This window comes from Planctopirus limnophila DSM 3776 (assembly GCF_000092105.1).
GTDB lineage: Bacteria > Planctomycetota > Planctomycetia > Planctomycetales > Planctomycetaceae > Planctopirus > Planctopirus limnophila.
Genome location: NC_014148.1, coordinates 4,986,661 through 5,010,461, shown reverse-complemented (window position 1 = coordinate 5,010,461; position 23,801 = coordinate 4,986,661). Strand labels below are relative to the sequence as shown.

Genomic DNA, 23,801 nt, shown 5'->3' with positions numbered 1-23,801 from the left:
AAAGCACTATTTCTTGAGCCGTGGGACGCCTGGCGATTGTGAATGCAGGATCGCGTCGAAGATCGCCAGTTCAACGGGTCGGTTCGAAGACGAACGTTTTTGGCCGTTGGACTCGGAATCGTTATTCGTCAGATCATCGGACGAATCGTCCAGAAGGGCGTTTTGCTGGCGGCCGACCCATTCCTTGAGCCGACGATGCGCTTGTACCCAGCGGCTGCGGAGGAGCTTGGGGAAGTCGAATTCCACAGGTTGCCGAACCGACCACGGAGCCAGTCGGTTGGCCACTTCCTCGGCGGTGGCTGGTCGATCATCCACATTTTTTGCCAGCATGGCGACCAGTGTTTCCTGCACAGAAGCGGGTAGTTCGGGAAGGAGTTCGCGAAGCGGAGGAGGCGCCTCCTGACGATGAGCGCGGACTTTCTCGGAAACCGTTTTTCGACTGAAAAGAGGCTGGCCAGTCAGCAGGAAGTAGAGCACACAACCCAGGCTGTAGACATCGGCCCGGCCATCGATTTGACTGCTGTCGCGTGTCTGTTCGGGCGAGATGTAGTCGGCAGTCCCCAGGATTTGACTCTTGCCATCGACTCGCTCATGCGAAAGATCTTCGCCTTGTAAGAGGGCGAGTCCGAAGTCGATGATTTTCAAATTGCCATCGTACGCGACAAGCAGATTGCCCGGCTTCAGATCGCGATGAACAATACCGGCTCCATGCAGGTAATGGGCACCCAGAGCGGCTTGTCGAATCAAATGACACGCCAGTTGCCAGGGGAGCGGGCCGTGAAGTTCTACAAGTTCTGACAGGCTCGCCCCTTCAAAAAGTTCGAGCACAATAAACCAGTGGTTCTGCCACGAGACGATCCGTTCCGTACGAATGATCTGCGGATGAACGAGACCGACCCCCACTTTGGCCTCACGCTGGAAATGATCGAACATCCGCTGCGAATACCTGCTGGGCAGGAGTTTGATGGCCCGTTTGTAACCTGAGGTGGCATGCCGGGAGCCAAACAACCAGCTCATACCGCCTGAACCCAGAAGTTCGACGAGGAGATAATCTTCGAGCTTCCAGCCGGGCGGGGCAGGATCGGCAAGGTTGGATTCGACAATCAGTTCGAATCCGCCGACTTGCAGATGGTCTCCGCCGCGCAGCCACATCTCGCGAATGGGCTGACCATTGAGCAGAGTCCCCGTTGAGCTTCCGAGGTCGCGAACCATGAGTCCGTGCGGATCGCGGAAAATCAGGCAATGTTGTGGGGCAACATCATTCGACCTCAATCGCAGATTGCAGCCATGGGCGGAACCAACCAGCAGAGAACCTCGTAAGAGATCGCGTTGGAGTTTCGTCCCCTGGTGGTCAATAAAGACAACCCTTCCGTAGGGTTCATCATCCGACGACCGCGCTTCGTCTGTGGGTCGCTCGGTGGATTGTGGAAGAATTGTCATGTTGAAGAGAAGTGCTTTGGAACCGACTGTCTAGAATGTTCGTCAATGCATGAACTACGAAGATTTGAACGAACTGGCATATCAGCTTTTCCATGAAGATGCCAGAAGCCAAAAATTCATGAACTTAACATGAACTCACCGGGATCCAGAGTTGTGAGAGGCTCCAGACTACCGTTCCCTGCGCAGTACCTATGCGTGAGTACACCTCGAAATGACGACTCTAAGCATGGGCTGGCCATGGTTTACAGAGCCTCAATTTCCGATCTTGGGCATGAGTTCAATTCGGTAAGCTGGAATAATCGTGATATCCCGCTGCTCGAATACGCGAAAATGCTCTTCCAGAACAAACGCACACTGGTTGATAGTGGGGGTGGAAGATTAACAGTGGACAAATTCTTGAAGATGATTTTCAGCAGGCCATCTCCCTGCCGGAAGCGCTCATCCAGGGAATTCGATTTTTGCCCGGCTTACGTCGTTATTCGTACAGGTGCTCCCGCTTGACGAGGCATAGCCGGTCAGTTTGATCATCCGACACACTTTCGAGAACGAATGTCTTCATCGCGCGTTCAGGCCGCCCGAGGAAGCTGGGGTTGTACCTATGGGGGCAGCGCGCCTTCCTCGACTACTCAGGCTGATTCAGGCACTGCAATCTGGCAGACTGTGCAATTCTGTCCAATTGGCAGAGGAGTGCGGTGTCAGCCGCCGAACAATCTTCCGGGACATCAGCATCCTGCAGGAAGCCGGCATTCATGTCCTTTACGACGAAGAGCGGCAAGGCTACTGCATGCCTCTGCGGTTGACGATACCTGCCAGTCAGCTCAGTTTAAGTGAGGCGATCTCGCTGTTGCTGTTTTGCAGTGAACTTTCCGATTCGACCACAGGTATCCCTTTTCAACAGGATGCCCGGCAAGCGGCCATGAAGATTCTCGAAGGCTTGCCGCGCAGTGTGCGGGAGACAGTGGCTGAAATTACCGAATCGATGTCGATCCGTATCGATTCGCGAAATCAGTTGATTGGCAGCCAGTCGCTGTACGAAGTGCTGCTTTCGGCACTGATCCGTCGGGAGCAGATTCGTGTGCGGTATCACAGCCTCACGGAAGCATCGCCTCTATCGACGTTGCTGAGCCCTTATCGACTCCTTTTCAGCCGGCGAAGCTGGTACGTGATTGGGCGATCAAGCTGGCATCGCACCGTGCGGACATTCAATGTCGGCAGGCTGGAACAGCTGGAGCTGGCGGGGACGTTCTACAAAATTCCACCGCGCTTCAGCCTCGATCGTTATCTGGGAAATGCGTGGCATTTGATTCGGGGAACACCGACAGGCCAGACGGTCAAAGTGCAATTCGACAAGCAGGTGGCCATGAATGTGGCCGAAGTGCGGTGGCATAAAACACAGACAGCCGAGTGGCTTGAAGATGGCTCCGTGGTCTTGAGTTTTAAAGTCGATGGTTTGAGCGAAATCGTCTGGTGGATTCTCGGCTATGGCCGCTATGCCCGGGTGCTGGAACCCGTGACACTCAAGGCCATGATTCATGAACATGCACAGCAGATGCTGGCGACGTAAGGAGCATCAATCATCGATCGATGACGATTCATGATCCGTGATGAGGTTCTTCGCTTTGGCTGAAGTTCCTGCTCAACAGTAGCTCAATGATTTTTGTGTTGGCCGAAGGGAATTTGAGCTGGGCAAGATCTGCGATGGGCACCCAGTGAAAAGCACCCGCCAAAGAAGATGTGAGTAAGGAAGATTCAAGTAAGGAAGATTCGAGTAAGTTGTTTGAGAGGCTCACAGGTCGGCACTGCCAGAACTCGATCCGAAAAATCTCTTCAATGCCATCATCGGCGACTCGTATGCTTTGCCAGGCATCCAGCAGGCGTTCAGCAGCCACCGCCAGCCCGGTCTCTTCAAGGCACTCGCGACAGGCCGCCGCTGCGAAGTCTTCTCCAGACTCAACTTTTCCGCCCGGAAACTCAGCCAGCCCCGCGAACGATTGACCCGGTTGTCGCTGACCCACGATCACATGGCCCCAGGCAATCACCAGTGCAACGCCGATTTTTTTAAATCGCGGTTCTTGTAGTGAGGGGTTCATCAATGTTTCATCCCGGGCTGGTCAATCCACAAAAAGTGTGGTCAGTCCGTTGGTCAGATTCTCTTTGTCCCGCTCATCTCAAGCATGAGGAGATTGAACAAAGGGTGCCCGCCATCAATAAAGCAGGCACCCCATGTTGAAAATCTGGCTCAACAAAATGTCTAGCTGGATGATTTCGCAGGGAAGGCGTCGAGAGGTGGAGCACCCATCACATGATAGCCCGAATCAACGTGCAGCGTTTCGCCTGTCACACCGGTCGAGAGATCACTGAGCAGGTAGACAGCCGATTTGCCCACGTCTTCAGCTGTGACGTTCTGCCGCATGGGCGACATGGTGTCGTACATCGCCAGCATGAGGTCGATCCCCTTGACGGCTGATGAACTCAATGTGCGAATCGGCCCCGCACTGATGGCATTCACGCGGATCTTGCGCTGGCCCAGTTCGGCTGCCAGATATTCCACAGCCGATTCCAGAGCCGACTTGCACAGGCCCATGATGTTGTAGCCAGGGATTACCTTTTCACCACCGAGGTAGGTGAGAGTGATGATACTCCCCCCGTCGTTCATGATTTTCTGAGCGCGATGCACAACGGCCAGCAGGCTGTAGACGCTGATATCCATCGACACCTTGAAGCCTTCACGGCTGCACGCGTGGACATCGCCTTTGAGATCGTCAATCGGGGCATAAGCAATCGAATGCACGACAAAATCGATATTGCCCAGCCCTTCATGAATGGCAGCAAAGGCTTTATCGAGGTCTTCGTCTTTTTGAACGTCACAGGGAATGATGTGCTTGGCACCCAGTGGCTCAACCAGTTTGCGAACCCGGCGTTCCATTTTGGGATTGGCAGGATCTTTGTCGGGCAGGAAGGTGAAAGCCAGTTCGGCACCTTCAGCGTGGAGCTTTTCAGTGATCCCCCAGGCAATCGAATAATCATTCACCAGCCCGAGAATTACCCCTTTTTTGCCCGTGAGCAAACCCATCATCGCATCCTTTGGACAGAAGATATAAACAGTGACATTCCGTGAATCTTGCGGCCACAGCCATCCGCCTCGCAGGCTAAGTCGCTATCGCCCGTCACCTTTTCACTCCTTACCTTATCGGCCGCCGGAAAATCGGGCAACTACCAGTCCATTTCATCTCTCGCGAACCGCAGCTCGGTAAAGTCCACTTCTCCGGCAAAGTTTAACGTTAAGCGAGGCGACTCACTGGGTGGCCGCCGATCAAATCCGCCCGCAAAGTCTTCCAGGCTTCACTGATCCGATGATGATTCGGTGGAAGTTCGCACGCCGGACGACATTCTCCCAGCATGTGAACGGGACTGGGGTAAATTACCAAGCAGGATGGAGCCATGCCTTGCGGCACGGTGTGTGGGTGCCTGTGCAGTATCAAAGCGTGCAGTACCAAACCACTGCCAAAACCACGGCATCGATTGAATCTGGTTGATGTGAGGACACCCGTGTTTTGTCAGAGATTTTGCAAACACCGGCCCGCTGACTGGTGGCGAAAGCTCGCTTCAAAGCCCGGCTGGCCTGTCGAGAATTGTCAGGTGTTGGCAATTAACGCTGCCGTAGCAAATCGTGTCGCACTCCCTTTAGTGATCTGGCTGGGTGTCATGATCGTCCCCGGATTGGCCCAGAACTCACTGCTCGGGCTATTCACTGGCGAGGGGACAGCTCAAAGCCCTGTGTCGACATCTTTCGGGCCACTGAATGACCCGGCCCAGCCCAGAGCCGGGACACAGTTTGCTCAATTGCCGCCAGGTCAGGTTACACCAGTTCCTGCTCAGCCAGCTCCTGCAGCAGGGGTGTTTGTGAATCCACCGCAGGCCATCCAGCCATTCGATCCCGTGAAGGCCCGTTCAACCGCCGTCGCGCTCAACTACAGCAGAGCCTCGCTGCATCGCATCCGCAAGAATCCTTCCGTGCGGGTGACACACGAAGAGCAGACGAAAATTCTCAACCATCTCGACTTCAACGGCGTGGCCGACGAAGAGGTGGTCAAGCTGTATTCGTCGATTCTCGATGAAGTGGGTCAGCAGCGTCTGGCCGATCAGGAACGAACTGTACTGACAGATAAATATCAGGGGGCGATTGCTCAAAGTGTGACTCTCAGTGCGTTCACTGTGGCCGCCCAATTAGCCACTGCCAGCTATCCCGAAGCGATTCGCACGGGAGCAGCCAGTTGGTGGGATTACCGCACGACGACACTCAATCGTGATCTCGATTTGTGGCGCGTCGAAAAAGCCCGGCTGCAGGCCATCAATCAGAAGTCGATTCAGTTTCTCGAAACCAGTTGGCGCCTTGCTCGCACCCGGCAGATTCCCGATACCTGGCTCGTTCGCAGCGACGATCTCGATCAACTCGAACTCGCATGGGCTGAACCTGATCTGGAAACCAGATTGCGGCGTCTTAAGCGCACCGAGCCCTTCATGGAAGCCTGGCCACCTTACCATTACTACGTGGCGCGAACAGAGCAGGGGTTGGGCCGCCTCGCCGAGGCCAATGAAACCTACGAAAAGCTCGCCAAGCTGCAACAGGGACATTTCCGCAAAGACGAAATGCTGGCTGCATCATTGGCCAATCAGTCGGCCATACAAACCGTGCTGGGCCTGCCCGAAGCTCCCGCCACCGCGCGGAAAGCACTGGCCGCTTCGAATGAATCATGGGAGTCTCATCTTCTTGCAGCAGCCGTCCTGCAGCGAGCCGGTGAGTTCGACGTCGCCGAAGAAGCGATTCTCAGAAATCTCGACAGCAAAGCCTTCGTATTGCCCAGTCAGGTCGCTTTGCTATCACTCTACTGCTCAAGTGGAGCGACGGAAAAGCTGCAGGCCAGATTAGCAGATGCCACGCTCCTCAAGCAGGTTCCTGTCCCGGTGCTTGTCGCGTGCAGTTCAGTGCTCGCCGATCAGACACCCCCCGGATTGCGGCGGCAACTCATGGCGTCGATTCAAGGCATGCCCAAGCTCAACTTTGGAGCAGACGATTACGTGATCGCTGCTCAACCCAACTGGAATCTCGAAGGTGCAAAGATTTCCCTCGAAGTGAATGGCCACCGTTACGGTAAGCCGCAGGTCGCCATGCAACAGGGGTACGTAACAGCCAGCTTTGGTGGAGTAGCCGAATGGGGACATCCCCTTTCCGGGACAACCGAACGTTTGAACCGAGCGACGATTGTACTCGAATATCCGCAGTTGCCACCCATTCGTCTGGCTCTCGATCCTCAACCGGCGGCTGACAATGCGATTGTCGCACAGCGCGGCCCGCGCTGGCAGTTGGCTCATATCGGGGCCGATGACTCCCTCGTAACGAAGTTTGCACCTCGCACCGAATCGATGCTCGCTAAGCGACGAGGCAATCCCGTGCAACTGGGTACCCCAGCCGGAGAAGAATCGATTGCCAGCTCTCAGCCGGCGATTGAGATCGTGGATATCATCGAGGATCGCTCGCGCGGGCCCATCAATCCCTTCGAAGATGACCCCGCACCAGCAGTAGCGGACGATGCCGCCAGCGTGGCCTCTTCGAGTCAGCGCATTGGCTCGCAGCCTGTCTCTCAGTCACAGGCTGTCGGACAATCACAAGCTGTCTCGCAATCGCAACCGGTCTCTCAGACGGTCACCAAGCCGCCACTCATCCGCAAGCTCCCCGACTGGCCACATGCCCCAGCCAAGAGCGGTACGCCGTAGCGCCGATCCTGTAGGGTGCAAGAAGTTCTTACGGATTGCACCATCTTCAACTGTTTCTCGCCAGGCAAATAGCGCTAAGCCAGCATGGCTTTCTCTGACCCCTTCGTGCTCTTCGCGACCTTCGTGGTCAACTTCCGTCTCTTCTTTGGTAGGGTGCCATGAAGTCCCGACGGAATGCACCAGCCTTCGCCCCCAGAGCTGAATACACCACCGTTCACGATTCACATCAGGCGGTGACTCATACGCTTTCCATGAAATCGGAGCGCTCTGTGTGCCATGCTTGCAGCTCTGGGCAAGCATGTTTTCACAACCAACAACTCACTGTTATTTTCTGGGAAACGTATCAGCCCGATGTTAAGCCCCTAAGTTACGGTTCGACGACAGCCTTGGGCAACACGCCAAGAGGTGCGCGCACGCAATCGAAGGGCCGAAGGCCCGTTCCACAGTCGAATGTTCACCCGCGTTCGTTTCACACGCCGGCAGGTTGCTTCAGGTCGTGGAGTGTCCAGAAATCGTCGATCGATTCGAGCGGCTCAGCTTCGTACTGGCCGGGAATCAGCGGAATCTCGCGCCCGGTCTGCTCAGCCAGAAACTCCTCGATATCGGCCCGCGAGATCTCCTTCTTAGGGAACAGTTTGCTCAGCAGACGACGGGCTGGTAAGTGCCGTTTCCGCGAGGACTGCGCAGGGACACTCGCCGCCTCTGGCAGATAGATCGCCCCTGTGCTGAAGTCGACTGCAAACGCAATCACCCCCGGTATGAAAAAGAACAGCAGCCCCACCGCATTGAGCGCCACCACACCCCAGTCAAACCGGCCACTCCTCTGCCCCCGGCGTTCAGGATAAAGGATCGTCCCGCAACCAGTGGCTGAAGGTGATATCACAGCGACAAAACCCACAAACAACCATTCACGGCGAGTCACAGAGGGCATGACGGTCTTCCAGAGATCTCATCACACGAGGACAAGCCCAGCCCCAGGCAATGAAAGGCATTTCGATAAGTGGTGATTGTTGAGAGGAGCACAATACGGGAAGAGAAAATCTGCAGAGAAAAAGATGATCTGTCGGCAGAAACTGAAGCAGAAGTGAATGAATCAACTCAATTCAGCGACGGCAGGTGTAGGCGAAAACATCAATAGACTCAAGACGAATTGCCTCCCCCGTGTGCCACTGCTGGCTCGCCAGCAGTGCTCCTCCCATCATTCCCTCCGCATCAAACCTCATCGCTCTCCCCACCCCACAAAAACCTCCTCCCTGATTCTCTTCCCCGACCTTCGTGCCCTTCGCGACCTTCGTGGTGAACCCGCATTTCGTGCCATGCTTGCAGCTCTGGGCAAGCATGCTCTTCCAACCCCCAACCCCCAACCCCCAAACACCAACTCCCAACCACCAAAAAAACAACCCCCAACGACTCTCACAAGTCGTCAGGGGTCATCCGTATTCCAGCCTCAATCACAGCCCATCCTGGACAGCCACGACCAACGAAGTCACCTTCGCCCGTCATGACTGCCAGCTAGCCCGATTTCTCAATCGTCTTGTATTGAAGCTTCATTCGCTGTCGATTTTTGTTCGCATGAAGCTCATGACCAGTTACCGTTCAGTTCCATACAGAGTCAGTTCATCACTGACTCCATTTCCCACTGACCGTTGCACTCGAATTCGAGGGGAAGCACCCACAAGCGGCACTCCCACCACTGACACCAAAAGTGTCACTGGCACAGGATGGGCTCTGATCGAGCCACGGGAGAAACTTCGGTCCGGAATCACAAGCGGGAAGATCCCACCGGCAAGGTGCACCCTGATGAAGCCTCTCTACCCAATCCCGCTCTGTTGCGCGGACATGCCCAACAAATATGCATTTTGTAAACATAGAAGCGCTCTGTGTGCCATGCTTGCGGCTCTGAGCAAGCATGTTTTCGCCACCAACACAGCGATGTTATTCCCTGAGAGACAATCAGTTCAAAGCCACCTCTGGAACCCTCGCCCACGTCTTCGTGGGAGACACCAGACCAGTCGGACTCGGCAACTAGACACTATGGTGGAACAACTCTGCCAGACCGTGAATTCTGCTGACTTGCGACGGAGGCTTCTGTTCGCAAAGTCGCTGCAGCACGGCCAGTTGCTTGAGCACCAGTGCCGATTGAAACTGGCAGCCCGCCAGAAGTTTTCCACCCAGAGGTTGCACCCAGATCACTTCGACAAACACACTCACAGGCGGAAGGTCTTCATCGCGCAGTTCGATCAGCAGTTGTTCGCTCACTCGCACCGGAAGCTGCTCATCCATAAATGGAAGTTCCAGCCGCACGCCTTCATGCGAGCAATCGACAATCTTGCCGGGAACAGGCCCAGGCACAGCACCACTTAACTTCAAAATCCGCAAAGCGGCATAAATCCGTTTTCTTAATGATCGTCGACGATCACCCAATCGCCGCCCTGCGGACAATAGCGAACCACAATTTGCAGTTCGATATCGGGCACGCCGTTCTGTTTCTCGCCGACGATCCATTTCAGGCACCTCTTGGGCAGGAATGTGGTTCACACCACTTAATTCCTACCTCAAAAGAAGCACCCGTGAGACGAAAACTTCGCAAACATTAAAAAATTGTCACACCTAATAAATCTGCCTATAGATCAATCACACTGGATTCAGCCAACTGAACAAGAGTTCTAACACCATAACCTGTCGCACCCGCCTCGCGCCACGCTTTCGCACTCGACTGAAAGGCCGGCCCTGCAATATCCAGGTGCACCCAGGGCTTCCCTCCCACAAACCGCTGCAGAAACTTGGCAGCAGTAATCGCTCCACCCCAGCGACCACCCGTATTCTTGATATCGCCCACATCCCCCTTAATCAGATCGTCATACAGATCCCAGGTCGGCAGAGGCCACATGTCTTCGCCCACAGTTTTCGCCGCACTGATGACCTGCCCGCTCCATTCGTCATGATTGCTGAACACCCCAGCCACTTCCTCACCCAAAGCCACCACACAGGCCCCGGTGAGTGTCGCCAGATCGACAATCTTTTCGGCCCCCTGATCGACGGCATAGCACAGAACATCCGCCAGCACTAACCGCCCTTCGGCATCGGTGTTCAGCACCTCAATCGTCACTCCATTGCGAGCCGTCAGAATGTCTCCCAGCTTGTAGCTGGTACCGCTCACCATGTTTTCCACCAGCCCCAGATAAGCCGTCACGTTCACAGGGAGTTTGAGTCGGGCAATGGCCACAATCGCCCCCAGCACAGTCGCTGCACCGGCCATATCGCACTTCATCGTCAGCATGCCGTCCGTCGGTTTCAGCGAAAGTCCACCCGAATCAAACGTCACACCTTTACCAACCAGCGCCACATGGCTCGAACTCTCTTTCGCACCGCGATAATCGAGTTTGACCATCCGTGCAGGAACCGCACTTCCTTTAGCCACCGCCAGCATCGAATGCATGCGTTCGGCTTCCAGCCGGGGCACATCAAAAATTTCGCACGTCAGACCATACTCGACGGCCAAGGCCGAGCATCGATCAGCCACTGTGACCGGATTCACTTCCTGAGCAGGTCGATTGACCAGCTCTCGAGTCAGGTTCATCGCTTCGCCCAGAATCGCTCCGCGTTCAATCGCACTGGCCATGTTTTCACTCGAAATGACATGCAGCGCAGCGAGAGGATGACGGGCACGCTCTGTTCGATACAGATCCTGCCCCACCGAACCCAAATTCGCCGCCGTCACTGCTGCCGAAACAAACTCTAAGGGAGTCTTACTTCCCAGAATGGCGGCAGGTGGCACCACGACACCTACATCGAGATTCGGTTTGTCGGTCAGGCTGCGGAACGCTGCGGTCAGCGCACGATCCAGACTTTGTGTCGATAAAACCTCAGGAGCACCCAGACCCACCAGCAGCAACCGGGAAGCTCCCAATCCCGTGACCCCTTTGACATGCAGCAGACTGCCAGCTTTGGTGGGCAGATCACCCGCTTCGCGCAATCTCGTCAGCAGCCCGCCCGATTCCTGATCCAACGCTTCCAGATGACTATTGAGCAGTGGGTTTTCACTGATCGGGACCATCAGCCAGTGACCCATCCAGTTGGCAGCCGGTGCAGACGATGCTTTGACGTTCATGAGCAATTTCAACTTTCGATTGGCAAAAAATAAACAGCTTGAATCCATTTGATCGTCGCGGGAACTCCAGAACAACTGACGACTCATCACATATCAGCAAGATTCGATTTCGCTTTCCCGCCAGACCAACCCTTTCTTTCGTCAAATCCGCCATATCCAGCAGAAACTTCGTGGCCGTAAGCCTGCCCTGCACCATCCCCCCGCAATCGTGACCTATGTTTCCCAAAGTCAGCGCCTGCAGTTTTTCTCCTTCACTCATCCCACATCGCACGGGTCTGAGTTCTGCACCGGCTGTAACAGTGTCTCGAAAAGCATCGTGAACTTGATCATTCAGGACATCACCTAACGTGGCAAAGGTGGGCACACGAGTTCAGGAACCTGCGTTTCTGCTGCTTCTCGCAGTGACGGCGACGCTGTTTCTACGCCCAGCCGAACTCTTCCAGGCGCTCGATGGCCTGCCCATTTACGAAGCGCTGATTGGTGGCTGTCTCCTCTTTTCGATTCCAGCACTCCAGGCCCGCTGCAGTTGGAAGACCTTGAAATTCCAGCCGGTCATTCTTTGCGTCCTCGCTTTGCTTCTCGCCATCGGACTCTCCCATGCGTCCCATGCGTATATCGGTGGTCTCGTCGAAGCAGCCACCAGCTTCGGGAAAGTCCTTGTTTACTTTGCACTCCTGGTCGTGAATCTCAACAGTCCACCCCGGCTGCGTGCCTTCCTTCTGACGGTCACGACCTGCTCGGTCATTGCCATCACCATGTGTGTTGTCGATTTTCATGGACTCATCGACTTTCAATGTGTCGAACATCTGGCCGACTTTGACAGCGTCGATGACGAAGGCGAAGTCTCCCATATCCTGCGCATGCGCGGCCTGGGGATCTTTCAGGACCCCAATGACCTCGCCATGCTCATTGTGGCCGCAGGTGTTCTCTGCACCTACTTCCTCATGGATAAGGCTCAGGGCATCCTTCGCTTCGCCTGGATCATCCCCATCATCACCCTCTGGATCGGACTCTTCGATACCAGATCTCGCGGCGGCTTATTAGCAGCAGGTGCTGCGATGATGACACTTGCCGTCTTCTGGGGTGGCTTCAAAATGGCCATTCTCTGTGGCGTCCTGGGTGTGTGTGCACTGGCCGTCATGGGTGGCAGACAAGCCAATCTCGATCTGAATGACAGCACGGGCGGCGAACGCGTGCAGCTCTGGCGCGATGGATTCGACGCCCTGAAATCCAGCGATATCCTTTTTGGCATCGGATATGGCGGCTATCCCGATGTCGCAGGCCTCGTGGCCCACAATTCATTCATCCATGCCTACGTCGAGCTGGGAATCTTCGGCGGTACCCTCTTCTTCGGCGCATTCTTCTTTGCCTTCGTCCAACTCTACCAGATGGGTTTTCGCAGCTATCCGAACTTTGATCGCGAAGCTCTCCGCTTTCGCCCCTATCTGGGAGCTTTATTGGCAGGCTGGTGTACTTCAATGCTCTCCCTCTCGCGCTGCTATGTCGTCCCGACGTACATGGTGCTTGGTCTGGCGGCGGCTTACCTCCACATGGCTGCCAGATCGTCTGCCAGACCCGCTCCACTCGCGACCTGGAATACTCCTCAAGCCCTCCGGCTCACGTTCGCCAGCGGGGCTTTATTCGTTGGTCTGTATCTGTTCACCGTGATGTTTGCCTGAAACTTCCATCTCGTTCTCCGGAAACCTGCTCGATGCTCACTGGCATCTCCATCACCGATCCTAAAAACTTCAGCTCGACAACGAGTGCTGAACAGCAGGCATTGGCCCATGCCAGGCCTCGCATGAACATTACCTGGCACAGGCGACCCACCTTCGATCAGGCTTTTGCACAATGGCGAGCCCTCGAACAACGCCTCAATTGGCAGGCACTCACGTCCACCACCCGCTGGACACAAACGTGGCTCAAGCACTACGGCGATCTGGTCTCTCCCGAGATTGTCATTGCCGAAGTCAACCACATTCCCGTTGCCGCTGTACTGGTCATCACTAGCGAACAGCAGTTCGAAGGCCCCATTCGCCTGCGCACCGTTCACCTGGGAACTGCTGGCGAATTGGACGCCGACAGCGCCGTCGTCGAGTACAACACGGTCTGTGCCGAACACTCCTATCAAGAATTGTTTCTTGAAAATGTCATGCAGGTCCTCGCGAACCGTACGACATGGGATGAAATTCGCCTCGATGGTTTCGAACCCCGCGACATCCAGCCGCTGCTCGACAACTATCCGCAGTTCACCTTGCGTCAACGTCCCTGCTACTGCACGAACTTCCCTCCGCACGCCACGCCCGACAACATTCTCGAACAACTGACTTCGCAAGCACGCCGCGCCATTCGCCGCAATCTGCGAAGTTACGAAGGAGCCGTCGTCGAATGGGGTGATCACGTCGAACTCGCCGAAGACATCTTCGACGACCTCATCCGGTTGCATCAGGCCCGGTGGAATGCCGAAGGCAAACCCGGCGCTTATGCCAGTGCTCCCTTTCTCTCTTTTCACAAACACTTGCTCAAAGAACTCGTTGCTCATGGCCAGGCAGTGCTGGTGCGTGTCCGCGGAGGCGATGAAGTCATCGGCTGCAGTCACTTACTGATCGATCGCCAACGCGGGCTGCTCTACCAAAGCGGCCATGCACCCCACGAATCCCAGCGCAGCCCCGGCTTGTTAACCGACTGGCTCACCTTGCTGGCTTGCCATCAACACGGCCTCACAGCCTTCGACTTCATGGCCGGCGAAACCTACCACAAACGCCGATTGACTCTCGACACCAACGAACTTCTCTGGGCGCGCTGGATTCGTCCCTCGTGGAAACGAACCGTCATCGATCGCTTGCGAGACTTCAAAAGGCTTTCACATCGACTGATCTCTGGCTCGTCACGTTCCACCAGTCCAACCAATCCATCAGCGAATGAGCCAGATCACTCCCAACCAGGCACAGCAGCCGAAGGGGCTTTGTCATGACCACCATCACCACCGACCATCGGCTTGACCAAATGAGTTCATCCACATCGACATCCACCGTCCTGCCCACCCTGCGACCTGTTGGTCAACGGTCATTGGCATCACTGGCTGGCCATGCTCCTCACACTTCCACTGTCAGCCACAACCCATCCATCGTCAGTCATACAGACAATCCGCACATCGAGGAAACTCCCTCCAGGCCACTCAAGGTCTGTCATGTCAGTCTGACACTGAAGACGGGCGGCCTGGAACGACTCCTCGTCGATTTTGCCCGCAGACATGATCACGACCGGGCCGAGCTCACCTTCCTCGCCATGCGCGAAATCGGCCCCTTTGCCGAATACATCCGCGAAACAGGCTGTGAAGTCCATCAATTGAAAACTCGCAGCAGGCTTGCCCAGTTTCAAGAAATGTCAGCCTTCTTTAAAGCTCATCAGTTCGATGTGATTCACACCCACAATACCTATCCCCATTTGTATGCGACTCTCGCGGCCCGCTGGAGTGGTGTGCCTGTCATCGTCAACACCCGCCACGGACAACGCCTCGGCCATAACTGGCGTGCCAATCTCCAGTATCGCATCACCACCCGGCTCGTCGATCGCATTGTCGCTGTCTCCGATGATGCCGCCCGCCTTTGTCTGAATGAAGATCGACTCCCCGCCAGTGTCGTCGCACGCATCTGGAACGGCATCGATCCCGCCCAGTTTGCCTGGCGAGGTTCGTCCCAGGAACTCTCCGCCATCACGGTCTGTCGCCTCTCTGCAGAAAAAGATATCGGCACGCTTCTTAAAGCGGTCGATCGTGTTCGGCGGGTGCATCCCACCTTTAAACTGATCATTGTGGGCGATGGTGCCGAACGTCCCCATCTCGAACAACTCGCTGCGCAACTCGATCTCGCCAATCACGTCAGCTTTCTTGGCGAGCGGCACGATATCCCGGAACTGCTGGCTCAGGCCGGTTTCTTCGTCAGCTCCTCATTAAGCGAAGGGATCTCGCTCACTCTGCTGGAAGCGATGGCTGTCGGCTTACCTGTCGTCGCCACAGCCGTCGGTGGCAATCCCGAGATCATTCTGCCAGGTGTCACCGGACAACTGGCACCGGCTGCAGATCCCGAACAACTTGCCAGCGCCATGCTCGAAATCTGCCAGCATCGAAACGACTGGCTGGCCATGGGGGCTGCAGGACGCGAACGGGTTCAGGAGTTCTTCCATATCGACCGCATGATCGATGACTACACACGCCTGTATGAAACCTTATTGGCCGAAAAATCCAAGCGTCGCTGAACACCCGTTGGCACTCGCAGCACAGTCATCCCGAAAACATCCGCAATTATCTGACAAGGCCTGGCATGTACGAGACCTTATATCGAAATATCCTGCTCCCCATGTTCGACGGCACCATCAAGGGCCGCCAGACCATGAAGCACTGGCAACGGGCCGAAGCCACCCAGTGGCATTCCCGCTCTGAGCTGGAACTGCAGCAACTCGTCGACCTGCGCCGGCTCGTCGCTCATGCCGCCGCGCATTCGCTCTACTATAAAAATCTGTTCCTTGAGCATGCGATTGATCCTGCCACCATCTCTTCATTCGATGATTTTCGCAGCATCCCACTGCTCCAACGGGAAACCATCGCCAGAAATCGTCTACAGCTCAGCACATCTCTTCCCATGAAAAGGATCAGCAAAAGCACGGGAGGTTCCAGCGGCGAACCACTGCACTTTGAGATCAGTGCCGAGAGCAACGACCGCCGTGTCGCCATGACTCATCGTGGTTACGGCTGGGCTCATGCCGGCCCAGGCACCAGACAGCTCTACATCTGGGGCACTCCGCCATCTCGTCTGGCCGCCTGGAAACGCTGGAAAATGTCCCTGCATCACGCCTTTGATCATCATCTGGTACTGAGCTGTTTCGAGTTCACTCCCGAGATGATGCACAGGCAGCTTCGCCGCATGAATGCCTGGCGACCTCAAGTGATTGTGGCCTACACCAATGCCGCCTACGAGTTTGCCCGCTTCATTGAAAGCGAAGGTCTCCACGTCTGGCAGCCAAAGTCGATTGTCGTGGGTGCTGAAAAACTGCATGACTTCCAACGGATTGTCCTCGAACGAGTCTTTAAGGCACCCGTTTTCGAAACGTATGGTTCTCGGGAATTCATGCTGATTGGCGCCGAATGCGAGCAGCATTCAGGTCTACATCTCAGCATGGAAAACCTCTTCGTGGAAATTCTCGATGATGCAGGTCAGCCCACACCCGCTGGCGAAGAAGGCAACGTCGTCATCACCGATCTCTTCAACGATGCGATGCCCTTTATTCGTTACGTCAACGGAGACCGGGCGATTGCTGGCTTCGAAAACTGTCCCTGTGGTCGCGGGTTGCCACTCCTCCGCAAAGTCACCGGACGGCAGCTCGATGTCCTGACCACCCCCGATGGTCGCAAAATCCCCGGCGAATTCTTCCCCCATCTCATCAAAGATTATCGCTCGATCCGCCGGTTTCAGGTCATCCAGAATGAACCACACGAGATCATCGTCCGCATGGTCACCAGCGGCGGGCTCACTCTCGCCGATCTGCATCATCTCGAAAAAGATCTGCGCGAAGGCATCGGGCCCATCGTCACCCTCAAACTCGAACAGGTGGACGACATTCCTTTAACTCGAGCCGGCAAACTGAAAGTGGTGGTCAACAATCTGCAGACCTCGCAATCCTCCGGCAGACTTCCGGAACATTCAGCCCTTGCAGCAGGCCATGACAATCAACCCGCAGCCCAAGGAGCGATGGTATGCCAGCACTGATTGAAAACCCGCCGTCTGAAAGTCACGCAGCGGGACTGCAGAAAACCATCGCCTCGTTCACATCTCATCACTCGCAGCCTGAGGTCGGGAAGCTCGTCGTTCGCCAACTGCCACTTGAGCAGGTGTTGGCCGATGCTCAGCTTCAAGCCCGCTGGATCGATCTGTTGCGCAGAGCCGAAAATGGTTACGCCGTGCTGCATCCCGAACATGTCGCCACCGAGTGGAAGTTCTGGAGCTACCGGCCTGATAGCTCGTTGTGGCAACCCCAAGTCATTTTTCAAGAAAATCATGGCCCAGAAAACCATGGACAGTGGGAAAGCCTGGCCGTCCTGCTCCCCCGCCAGATGGCCGCTCGTCGCCTGACTCATCTTCCTTTGCCCGTTCAACTCCAGGGCTGGCATCTGGTGGGCGGACAGATCCTCCGCACATCGACCAATACGGCATGCTTCGAGCCGGCATCCAGCAGCACCCGAGCCATCTTTTCAGCCATCAAACAGCATGTCGAACTGTCACGAGGCGACTTTTTACAGATCGAAGACCTCGACGTCGACGATCCACTCTACGGAGCGGTTCAATCTCTCTCTGGCACCGCGTTCGAGGTGCATGTTCCTTATGGCTACCGCGCCCGTTGGAGAATCGATCTGCGCGGAGGCTCGGCTAGCTACTGGAGCAAATTCTCCAGCAAAACCCGCAATGGCTTCAAACGCAAACAGAAGAAATGCCCCTCCCGCCAATTGGAATGCATCACTCATCCGCAGGATGTTCCCCGCTTTCTCGAAGCAGCCAGCGAAATCTCGAAACACACCTGGCAGACCCACGAACTCGGCTTGCGGATCAAAAACGATCCCCGCGATCAGGCCATCTATGGTGCCCTTGCCGAAGCAGGTTTGTTCCGCTCATACCTCTGGTCCATCGATGGCCAGCCCGTCGCCTTTCTTGTCGGCAATCAGGCGGCAGAAACATTCCATTACGAAGAGGTCGGCTTCCACGAAGACTTTGCCGACTACTCACCTGGCCTGCTCATGCTGATCGATGTGCTCAACGACATGCTCGTTGTGAACACACCCCGCTGGTTCGACTTTGGCGGCGGCGATGCCGAATACAAACGCATCTTCGGGAATGATCAAAGTTCCAGTGGCACCACCTGGCTTGTACGCCGCCATGGCTTGGCATCCGGCATGTTTCACCTGGCACTCGCCGTCAACACGATTCGCCAGCAGGGAGCCCGCCTGCGAGACTACTGCAAAGAGCGTAAGCGTTTACAGAAAAACAACTTACAAAAAGATACCACCCCGGGGACGAATCTGCCGACCGGGGATGAAAATCCAAGCTAACTTTTAAGGGAGAGCCTGTCATTTTCCATCGCGATCGCCATGTTTTTTCCACTGGCAAAACCGCTGAGTGACGGGTTTCCACCTGTAGCAAGATCTTCCTGGCTGCGGGCCGTAGCAAGGATCATTACGGCATGCGAGTTTTGTTTTTCTCACATAACTTTCCCAATCCGTGGAATCCCGGATTAGGCACCTTCAACCGCACCATGCTCGCCGGTCTGGCAGCTTCGTCGCGTTTGACGGATACCCATGCCACGTCGGATGATAGTGCCGCACAACCTTCGCACAAAGTCCGCATCGTTTCCCCGATCCCCTGGAATCAGTGGTATTCGAGTCTCATTCCCGGCTGCAAACCCAAGGCCAGCTTCGACACCTTCGAAGCCATACCGGGAGTGCCAGCCACTTACTTCCCGTTCTACTATCCACCCAAAATTCTCCGCTCTCAATATCACCGCTGCCTCGCCTGGTCGAGCCAGTCCATTCTTCCGCAGATCCTGCGAGAAGAGCAGCCCGATGTCGTCCTCTCCTACTGGTCGCATCCCGATGGTGCCGTCGCCACGAAAATGGCTCATGCCGCTGGTATTCCCTCCGTCGTCATGACCGGTGGCAGCGATGTCCTTTTGCTGGCACGCTCCGGGAGCCGCCGCCGGGCAATTCTCGAAGCGCTCCATGCCGCCGATCTCGTCATCACCGTGAGTGAAAATCTTTCCCGCGTACTCATTGAAGATGGCCTGCCACCCGAAAAACTCGCCGTTGTCCGCCGGGGGGTCGATACCACCATCTTTCAGCCAGGTTCAAAACGAGCTGCCCGAGAAAAACTCAAACAGCCCCAAGATGTCGCCTTGCTGGTCGCACCCGGTCGTCTCGCACCTGTCAAAGGTTGGGAGTACCTCTTGCGGGCCTGCCGTTCGCTGGCAGATCGCGGCCTGAGATTCCGCTGTGTCTTTGTGGGCCACGGCTCTTTGCAACAGCGTCTGCAAGCCCAGGCCGACGAACTACAGATTACGAACATGATTCATTTTGCTGGTTCCTGCCCTCAGCCAGAGCTGGTCGACTGGTATCGCGCAGCCAGTGTCATTGTGTTACCCAGCATCTCCGAAGGCGTGCCCAACGTCCTCATGGAAGCCATGGCCAGTGGTGCAAATTTCGTAGCCAGTGAAGTGGGGGGCATTCCAGAAATTGCCGATCCTTATTTTGATCGGCTCGTTCCCCCTGCACAGCCTCTCTCTCTGGCCAATGCCATTGAGGACTTGCTGAATTATTCGCCAGACAACGATACCGAATCAGGCATGGTGCGTCGCTGGCGCCCCAGCTCACTGGAAGAATCGACCAATCATCTCATCCAGGCACTGACCACCTGTGTTCACCGTTTTCACGATCAGGGGGGTTACATCCGTGGTCTGGGAGATCGCGAGTATCGTCAGCTCATTGAAACCAACGAATCGTCCATGGCAGACGAATACGCTTATCTCTCTTCGAGCCTTGTGGGAGGAACTCCATGAATCCTCTCAAGCAGTTTGCCAAACTTCTGATCACGCAGCTTTCGCCCAAAGAAGACTGGCTGATTCAGGCACGCACTCAGAAAAAGATCTTCTCGTGGACCTTCGATGATGGTCCGGATCCTATCCATACACCTTTCGTGCTGGATGCTCTCCATCAAGTTGGTGCTCGGGCCACGTTCTTTGTCGTGGGTGAACGAGCCGCTCGTTATCCCGATCTGATTCGACGCATTGTGGCCGAAGGGCACGAGCTGGGCAACCATACCTGGACTCACAGCGAGCCGGCCAACACATCGACGGCCGCTTTTCTCGATGAAGTGGATCGCACGCAGGATTACCTCGAAGTTCTCACCAGAATTCGGCCACGCTGGTTTCGCCCGCCCAAAGGGGAACTGACCTTTGGCAAATGGCGCGGCCTCGTCCAGAGGAAGCTCGCCATTGCTCTCTGGTCGCAAGATCCCAAAGACTGGCGGATGAAATCGGCAGATGAACTCGTTGCCTGGTGCAACAGCACACAGCCCACGCCGGGAGAAGTGATTCTCCTGCACGATGTCCATCGCTTTGGAGGGATTGCCGTCCGTCTCTGGGCGCGCGAGCCCTGGTATCGCGACTGGCAGAGCGTCACTCTCAGCCAGCTTGTCCCTCGCAAAAATGCCCATGGCCAACTGATTCAGCCCACCGCGAGCTCTGATTCAACAGCCACTACAGGACGCCAAGTTCCGTTCATCCCAGTCCCGACAGACAACCTCGTGATGCAAGCCATTCCCTCCGAATTGCCAGCACCACAGCCCATGCCGATTCCTGCCAAAGGAGCTTCACAGCAACGGCAGGTGGAAGAACAGATTGCCATCGACATGTTCGAGTTTTAACGCCCCCTGAAGAGATTTGTTCTAGAGAAAATTTCCCGCGTGCCGGGGAGAGATAACTGTGATCACTGCCAAACGTCCTATGCCCCCCTGGCTGCAAGCGATTGCTGAACCTGCCCCTTCGTTTCGTTTTTCAGCCCCTCCGCCACGACCTATAGAACCACCAGCTCGCAAACGAGTTTTACTGGTGGCTTACAGCTTTCCACCCGTCGGCGGCGCCGGTGTTCAACGACCTGCCAAATGGGTGAAGTACCTGCAGCAGTTCGGCTGGGATGTCACCGTTCTCACAGTCGAAAACCCATCGGTACCACTCCTGGATGAAAGTCTGCTCCAGGAGATTCCCGCTTCAGTGCCGATCATCAAGGCCCGCACGCTCGAACCCGGCTATCGCCTCAAACAGGCAATGATTGGCTCCACCAGTCCAGCGACGAACGCCACAGCATCTCAATCTCAGCCCACCAGCCATAAGCCTGGCATCTTCCAACGCATGGTCGGCAGGCTTTTGAGCTTTGCCAAACGCTGCGCGAAACAATGCGCGACCACTCTCCTGCAACCCGATGCTCAGCGCCTCTGGTTACCCGGAGCCTGGAAAGTCGCTTGCCAGGCACTGGAAGAAACTCCTCACGATGCGTTGCTCGTCACAGCCCCCCCTTACTCCAGTTTTCTCTTAGGCCAGAGGCTCGCCAAAAAGTATCACCTGCCCCTCATTCTCGATTACCGCGACGAATGGGATCTCAGCAGCAAGTACCTCGAAAACTCACCTGGCGGCTGGTATGCCCGCTTCACACAGCAGCGGATGCAGCAGGCCGTTCTCAAAAGTGCCAGTGCCGTCATTGCCACCACGAACGCCAGCAGTGCAGCCCTGCGCGGCCAGTTGCAATCCCTGGGTCTCCAGACACCTGTCGAAACCATCTACAACGGTTTTGATACCACCGATTTTGAATCCGCTTCCACATACGAAGCTTCTTCGTCAACGACGGACCGTCCACCCGCTCTTCCCCCGGCATCCGCAGATCGATACCGACTCGTCTATACCGGCACATTATGGAATCTGACCGATATCCAACCCGTCGTCCGGGCTCTCGAGCTGGTGTGCAGCCAATCGCCCGAACTCGCATCAAACATCGAACTGACTGTCATTGGCCGCAAAACACCCGAACAATCCCAGCTCCTGACACGCTTGGCTGGCTTGCCATGCCAGATCATTTCGCGTGATTACTGCCCGCATGCCGAAGTTCTTGGTTATCAGTCACAAGCCGACAGCCTCCTGTTATTACTCAGCGATGTGCCCGGTGCTGAACGTGTCGTGCCCGCCAAACTCTTTGAATATCTCGCCACGCGCAAACAGATTCTGGCAGTCGTCCCCCCAGGCGAAACCGCTGAGATCGTGCAAACTTTCCACGCCCGGAGCCATTTTCCTCCCGGCGATCCACAGGCCATCGCCAATTGGCTCATCGAACAGGTGCGTTTGAAAACCACCTCATCATCATCAGCGGCATCCAGCTTCCCCGAAGAAGAACTGCTGGCTTACAGCCGGTCTCGTCAAACCGCTCAACTGGCAAAACTGCTGTCGGATGTCTGCGTCCTGCAGGGATCGCAAGGCTTGCAGAGAGCACGAGGTGCCGTATGACCGTCAGTCTCCCGTTATTGCTGATGGCACTCTTCTGGCTGTCGATTCTCCTCCTGGGATACATCTACGTCGGGTATCCCCTCGTCATAGCTTTCCTCGCACGCTTCACCTGGCAACCACCCGCTTTGCAGGATCAACCGGCTCCACCTGCCAATCCTCGAACCATCAGCGTGCTGCTGTCCGCTCATCACGAACCACTCACTTTACCCCGAAAGATCGAGAATCTGCTCACCTCGAGTGCTGCTCACCAGATCCAGCAGATCCTCGTCGGTCTCGATGGAGCCGATGAAGAAACGCTCGCAGCTCTCCGCCAGATCGAGCATCCAGTTCTGAAGGTTGTGTCGTTCCCGAACAGACGCGGTAAACCCTCCGTCCTCAACGATCTGGCGGCACTCGCCACGGGCGAAATTCTGCTCTTCGTCGATGCGCGCCAAACCTTCGAACCCGATACCATCGAGAAACTTCTCCAGCGCTTTGACGACCCGCACATCACTGTCGTTTCCGGCGAACTCAAATTCCTCACTTCAGCCCACGAAACCACAGCCAGCGAAGGGGTTGGCTTCTATTGGAAGTACGAGAAGTTCATCCGCAAACAGGAAAGTCGCTTCCGCGGTGTGCCAGGCGCGACAGGAGCCTGCTACGCCTTACGAAAAAGTGCTTTCCAGCCCATCCCTGCTCAAACGATTCTCGATGATGTGTTAATCCCCATGCAGGCTGTCATGCAGGGTGGAAAATGTGTTTTCGAAGCCCACGCCACCATCTGGGATACACCCGCCAAAACCACCCAGCACGAATCCACCCGTAAGCGGCGAACCATTGCGGGCGTCGTGCAACTGGTCCTCTTGAAACCTGCGTTGATCCTCCCCTGGAAAAACCCACTCTGGTTCGAGTTTGTCTCCCATAAACTCCTCAGGCTGGCCAGCCCCTGGCTGTTACTATCAGCACTGGTGACAAATCTCCTGCTTTTGCCCATTTCACCTGTGTATCCCTGGCTCCTCGGTGCACAAGCTCTCGCCTGGTTTCTGGCAATCGCAGGAGCCATTGTGCAATCCACAGGCGGACAGCTTCGCTACTGCGCCCCATTCTTAATGTTCGCCACACTCAACTGGACCACCTTACTCGCCGAGTGGGATGCCCTCTGGAATCGATATCAAGTGACATGGAAGCGTGCCGGTTAAGTTCAGGCGATTTCAAACCTTTGTTGCCAATTCTCGGGTCTTAACGCCAATGGCCGGCCACCTGCCACTTGATTTCGAGCTATAGATCCGATGACGACTTGTTTCGAAAACAGGTTGAACTGCCGCGCATTTATCGAATGACCGGGTGGCTGGGGTCGGATGTCTTCATCCGCCCCCAGGTCAACTACCATTCACGATCAGATTCA

At 55.8% G+C, this 23,801-nt stretch carries 17 protein-coding genes; 11 read left to right on the top strand and 6 right to left on the bottom strand.

Features of this window, described 5'->3' with window-relative positions; translation table 11 throughout:
* Positions 1-6 precede the first annotated feature (6 nt).
* A complete protein-coding gene (locus tag PLIM_RS23325) occupies positions 7-1,440 on the bottom strand; it encodes an FHA domain-containing serine/threonine-protein kinase (RefSeq protein WP_013112139.1) in 1,434 nt (477 codons plus the stop codon).
* Positions 1,441-2,038: 598 nt separating this feature from the next.
* On the opposite strand from PLIM_RS23325, the gene PLIM_RS20025 reads away from it, so the two are divergent.
* Entirely contained in the window at positions 2,039-3,004 is a 966-nt protein-coding gene (locus tag PLIM_RS20025; RefSeq protein WP_013112138.1) for a helix-turn-helix transcriptional regulator, read from the top strand.
* Positions 3,005-3,032: 28 nt separating this feature from the next.
* Here PLIM_RS20025 and PLIM_RS20020 read toward each other — a convergent pair whose 3' ends face one another.
* Positions 3,033-3,530 carry an NUDIX domain-containing protein gene (locus PLIM_RS20020; RefSeq protein ID WP_013112137.1) on the bottom strand — a complete coding sequence of 166 codons (498 nt, stop codon included), beginning with the start codon at positions 3,528-3,530 and terminating at the stop codon, positions 3,033-3,035.
* A gap of 161 nt (positions 3,531-3,691) precedes the next feature.
* Positions 3,692-4,513, bottom strand: coding sequence for an enoyl-ACP reductase FabI (locus PLIM_RS20015; RefSeq protein WP_013112135.1), 822 nt, complete (start codon positions 4,511-4,513; stop codon positions 3,692-3,694).
* 566 nt (positions 4,514-5,079) lie between these two features.
* Here PLIM_RS20015 and PLIM_RS20005 point away from each other — a divergent pair.
* On the top strand, positions 5,080-7,215 hold the full coding sequence (locus PLIM_RS20005; RefSeq protein ID WP_041402342.1) for a tetratricopeptide repeat protein: 2,136 nt from the start codon (positions 5,080-5,082) through the stop codon (positions 7,213-7,215).
* A gap of 469 nt (positions 7,216-7,684) precedes the next feature.
* Here PLIM_RS20005 and PLIM_RS24830 read toward each other — a convergent pair whose 3' ends face one another.
* The 3 genes from PLIM_RS24830 to PLIM_RS19985 form a co-directional block, all read right to left on the bottom strand.
* Positions 7,685-8,146 carry a hypothetical protein gene (locus tag PLIM_RS24830; protein WP_013112133.1) on the bottom strand — a complete coding sequence of 154 codons (462 nt, stop codon included), beginning with the start codon at positions 8,144-8,146 and terminating at the stop codon, positions 7,685-7,687.
* A gap of 1,094 nt (positions 8,147-9,240) precedes the next feature.
* Positions 9,241-9,720: a PilZ domain-containing protein gene (locus PLIM_RS19990; RefSeq protein ID WP_013112130.1), complete on the bottom strand. Its 480-nt coding sequence runs from the start codon at positions 9,718-9,720 to the stop codon at positions 9,241-9,243.
* A 118-nt stretch (positions 9,721-9,838) separates the two neighbouring features.
* Positions 9,839-11,326 (bottom strand): leucyl aminopeptidase, encoded by a 1,488-nt coding sequence (locus PLIM_RS19985; protein WP_041403967.1) that lies wholly within the window; start codon positions 11,324-11,326, stop codon positions 9,839-9,841.
* Positions 11,327-11,673: 347 nt separating this feature from the next.
* On the opposite strand from PLIM_RS19985, the gene PLIM_RS19980 reads away from it, so the two are divergent.
* From PLIM_RS19980 to PLIM_RS19940, 9 genes are all read left to right on the top strand, one after another.
* Positions 11,674-13,005 carry an O-antigen ligase family protein gene (locus PLIM_RS19980; RefSeq protein ID WP_013112128.1) on the top strand — a complete coding sequence of 444 codons (1,332 nt, stop codon included), beginning with the start codon at positions 11,674-11,676 and terminating at the stop codon, positions 13,003-13,005.
* Between the two features lie 32 nt (positions 13,006-13,037).
* Positions 13,038-14,300, top strand: coding sequence for a GNAT family N-acetyltransferase (locus PLIM_RS19975; protein WP_013112127.1), 1,263 nt, complete (start codon positions 13,038-13,040; stop codon positions 14,298-14,300).
* Positions 14,297-15,583, top strand: a complete 1,287-nt coding sequence (locus PLIM_RS19970) for a glycosyltransferase (RefSeq protein WP_230849352.1) — start codon at positions 14,297-14,299, stop codon at positions 15,581-15,583. The genes PLIM_RS19975 and PLIM_RS19970 overlap by 4 nt, the downstream gene beginning before the upstream one ends.
* Positions 15,584-15,648: 65 nt before the next feature.
* Positions 15,649-17,091: a phenylacetate--CoA ligase family protein gene (locus tag PLIM_RS19965; RefSeq protein WP_013112125.1), complete on the top strand. Its 1,443-nt coding sequence runs from the start codon at positions 15,649-15,651 to the stop codon at positions 17,089-17,091.
* Complete coding sequence (locus PLIM_RS19960; RefSeq protein ID WP_013112124.1) at positions 17,079-18,425, top strand: GNAT family N-acetyltransferase; 1,347 nt, start codon at positions 17,079-17,081, stop codon at positions 18,423-18,425. Before PLIM_RS19965 ends, PLIM_RS19960 begins: the two co-directional genes overlap by 13 nt.
* Before the next feature lie 131 nt (positions 18,426-18,556).
* The gene (locus PLIM_RS23315; RefSeq protein WP_013112123.1) at positions 18,557-19,924 is read left to right on the top strand and encodes a glycosyltransferase; all 1,368 of its coding nucleotides are present in this window, start codon (positions 18,557-18,559) and stop codon (positions 19,922-19,924) included.
* Complete coding sequence (locus PLIM_RS23310) at positions 19,921-20,790, top strand: polysaccharide deacetylase family protein (RefSeq protein ID WP_013112122.1); 870 nt, start codon at positions 19,921-19,923, stop codon at positions 20,788-20,790. The genes PLIM_RS23315 and PLIM_RS23310 overlap by 4 nt, the downstream gene beginning before the upstream one ends.
* Positions 20,791-20,848: 58 nt before the next feature.
* Positions 20,849-22,417, top strand: coding sequence for a glycosyltransferase family protein (locus PLIM_RS19945; RefSeq protein ID WP_013112121.1), 1,569 nt, complete (start codon positions 20,849-20,851; stop codon positions 22,415-22,417).
* Entirely contained in the window at positions 22,414-23,595 is a 1,182-nt protein-coding gene (locus tag PLIM_RS19940; protein ID WP_013112120.1) for a glycosyltransferase, read from the top strand. Before PLIM_RS19945 ends, PLIM_RS19940 begins: the two co-directional genes overlap by 4 nt.
* The last annotated feature ends 206 nt before the right edge of the window (positions 23,596-23,801 follow it).

What these genes read in the sequence shown, in the direction of transcription:
- PLIM_RS23325 (WP_013112139.1), bottom strand. Translation starts at nt 1,440, where the DNA reads ATGACAATTCTTCCACAATCCACCGAGCGACCCACAGACGAAGCGCGG.
- PLIM_RS20025 (WP_013112138.1), top strand. Translation starts at nt 2,039, where the DNA reads ATGGGGGCAGCGCGCCTTCCTCGACTACTCAGGCTGATTCAGGCACTG.
- PLIM_RS20020 (WP_013112137.1), bottom strand. Translation starts at nt 3,530, where the DNA reads ATGAACCCCTCACTACAAGAACCGCGATTTAAAAAAATCGGCGTTGCA.
- PLIM_RS20015 (WP_013112135.1), bottom strand. Translation starts at nt 4,513, where the DNA reads ATGGGTTTGCTCACGGGCAAAAAAGGGGTAATTCTCGGGCTGGTGAAT.
- PLIM_RS24830 (WP_013112133.1), bottom strand. Translation starts at nt 8,146, where the DNA reads ATGCCCTCTGTGACTCGCCGTGAATGGTTGTTTGTGGGTTTTGTCGCT.
- PLIM_RS19990 (WP_013112130.1), bottom strand. Translation starts at nt 9,720, where the DNA reads ATGGATCGTCGGCGAGAAACAGAACGGCGTGCCCGATATCGAACTGCA.
- PLIM_RS19985 (WP_041403967.1), bottom strand. Translation starts at nt 11,326, where the DNA reads ATGAACGTCAAAGCATCGTCTGCACCGGCTGCCAACTGGATGGGTCAC.
- PLIM_RS19975 (WP_013112127.1), top strand. Translation starts at nt 13,038, where the DNA reads ATGCTCACTGGCATCTCCATCACCGATCCTAAAAACTTCAGCTCGACA.
- PLIM_RS19970 (WP_230849352.1), top strand. Translation starts at nt 14,297, where the DNA reads ATGACCACCATCACCACCGACCATCGGCTTGACCAAATGAGTTCATCC.
- PLIM_RS19965 (WP_013112125.1), top strand. Translation starts at nt 15,649, where the DNA reads ATGTACGAGACCTTATATCGAAATATCCTGCTCCCCATGTTCGACGGC.
- PLIM_RS19960 (WP_013112124.1), top strand. Translation starts at nt 17,079, where the DNA reads ATGCCAGCACTGATTGAAAACCCGCCGTCTGAAAGTCACGCAGCGGGA.
- PLIM_RS23315 (WP_013112123.1), top strand. Translation starts at nt 18,557, where the DNA reads ATGCGAGTTTTGTTTTTCTCACATAACTTTCCCAATCCGTGGAATCCC.
- PLIM_RS23310 (WP_013112122.1), top strand. Translation starts at nt 19,921, where the DNA reads ATGAATCCTCTCAAGCAGTTTGCCAAACTTCTGATCACGCAGCTTTCG.
- PLIM_RS19940 (WP_013112120.1), top strand. Translation starts at nt 22,414, where the DNA reads ATGACCGTCAGTCTCCCGTTATTGCTGATGGCACTCTTCTGGCTGTCG.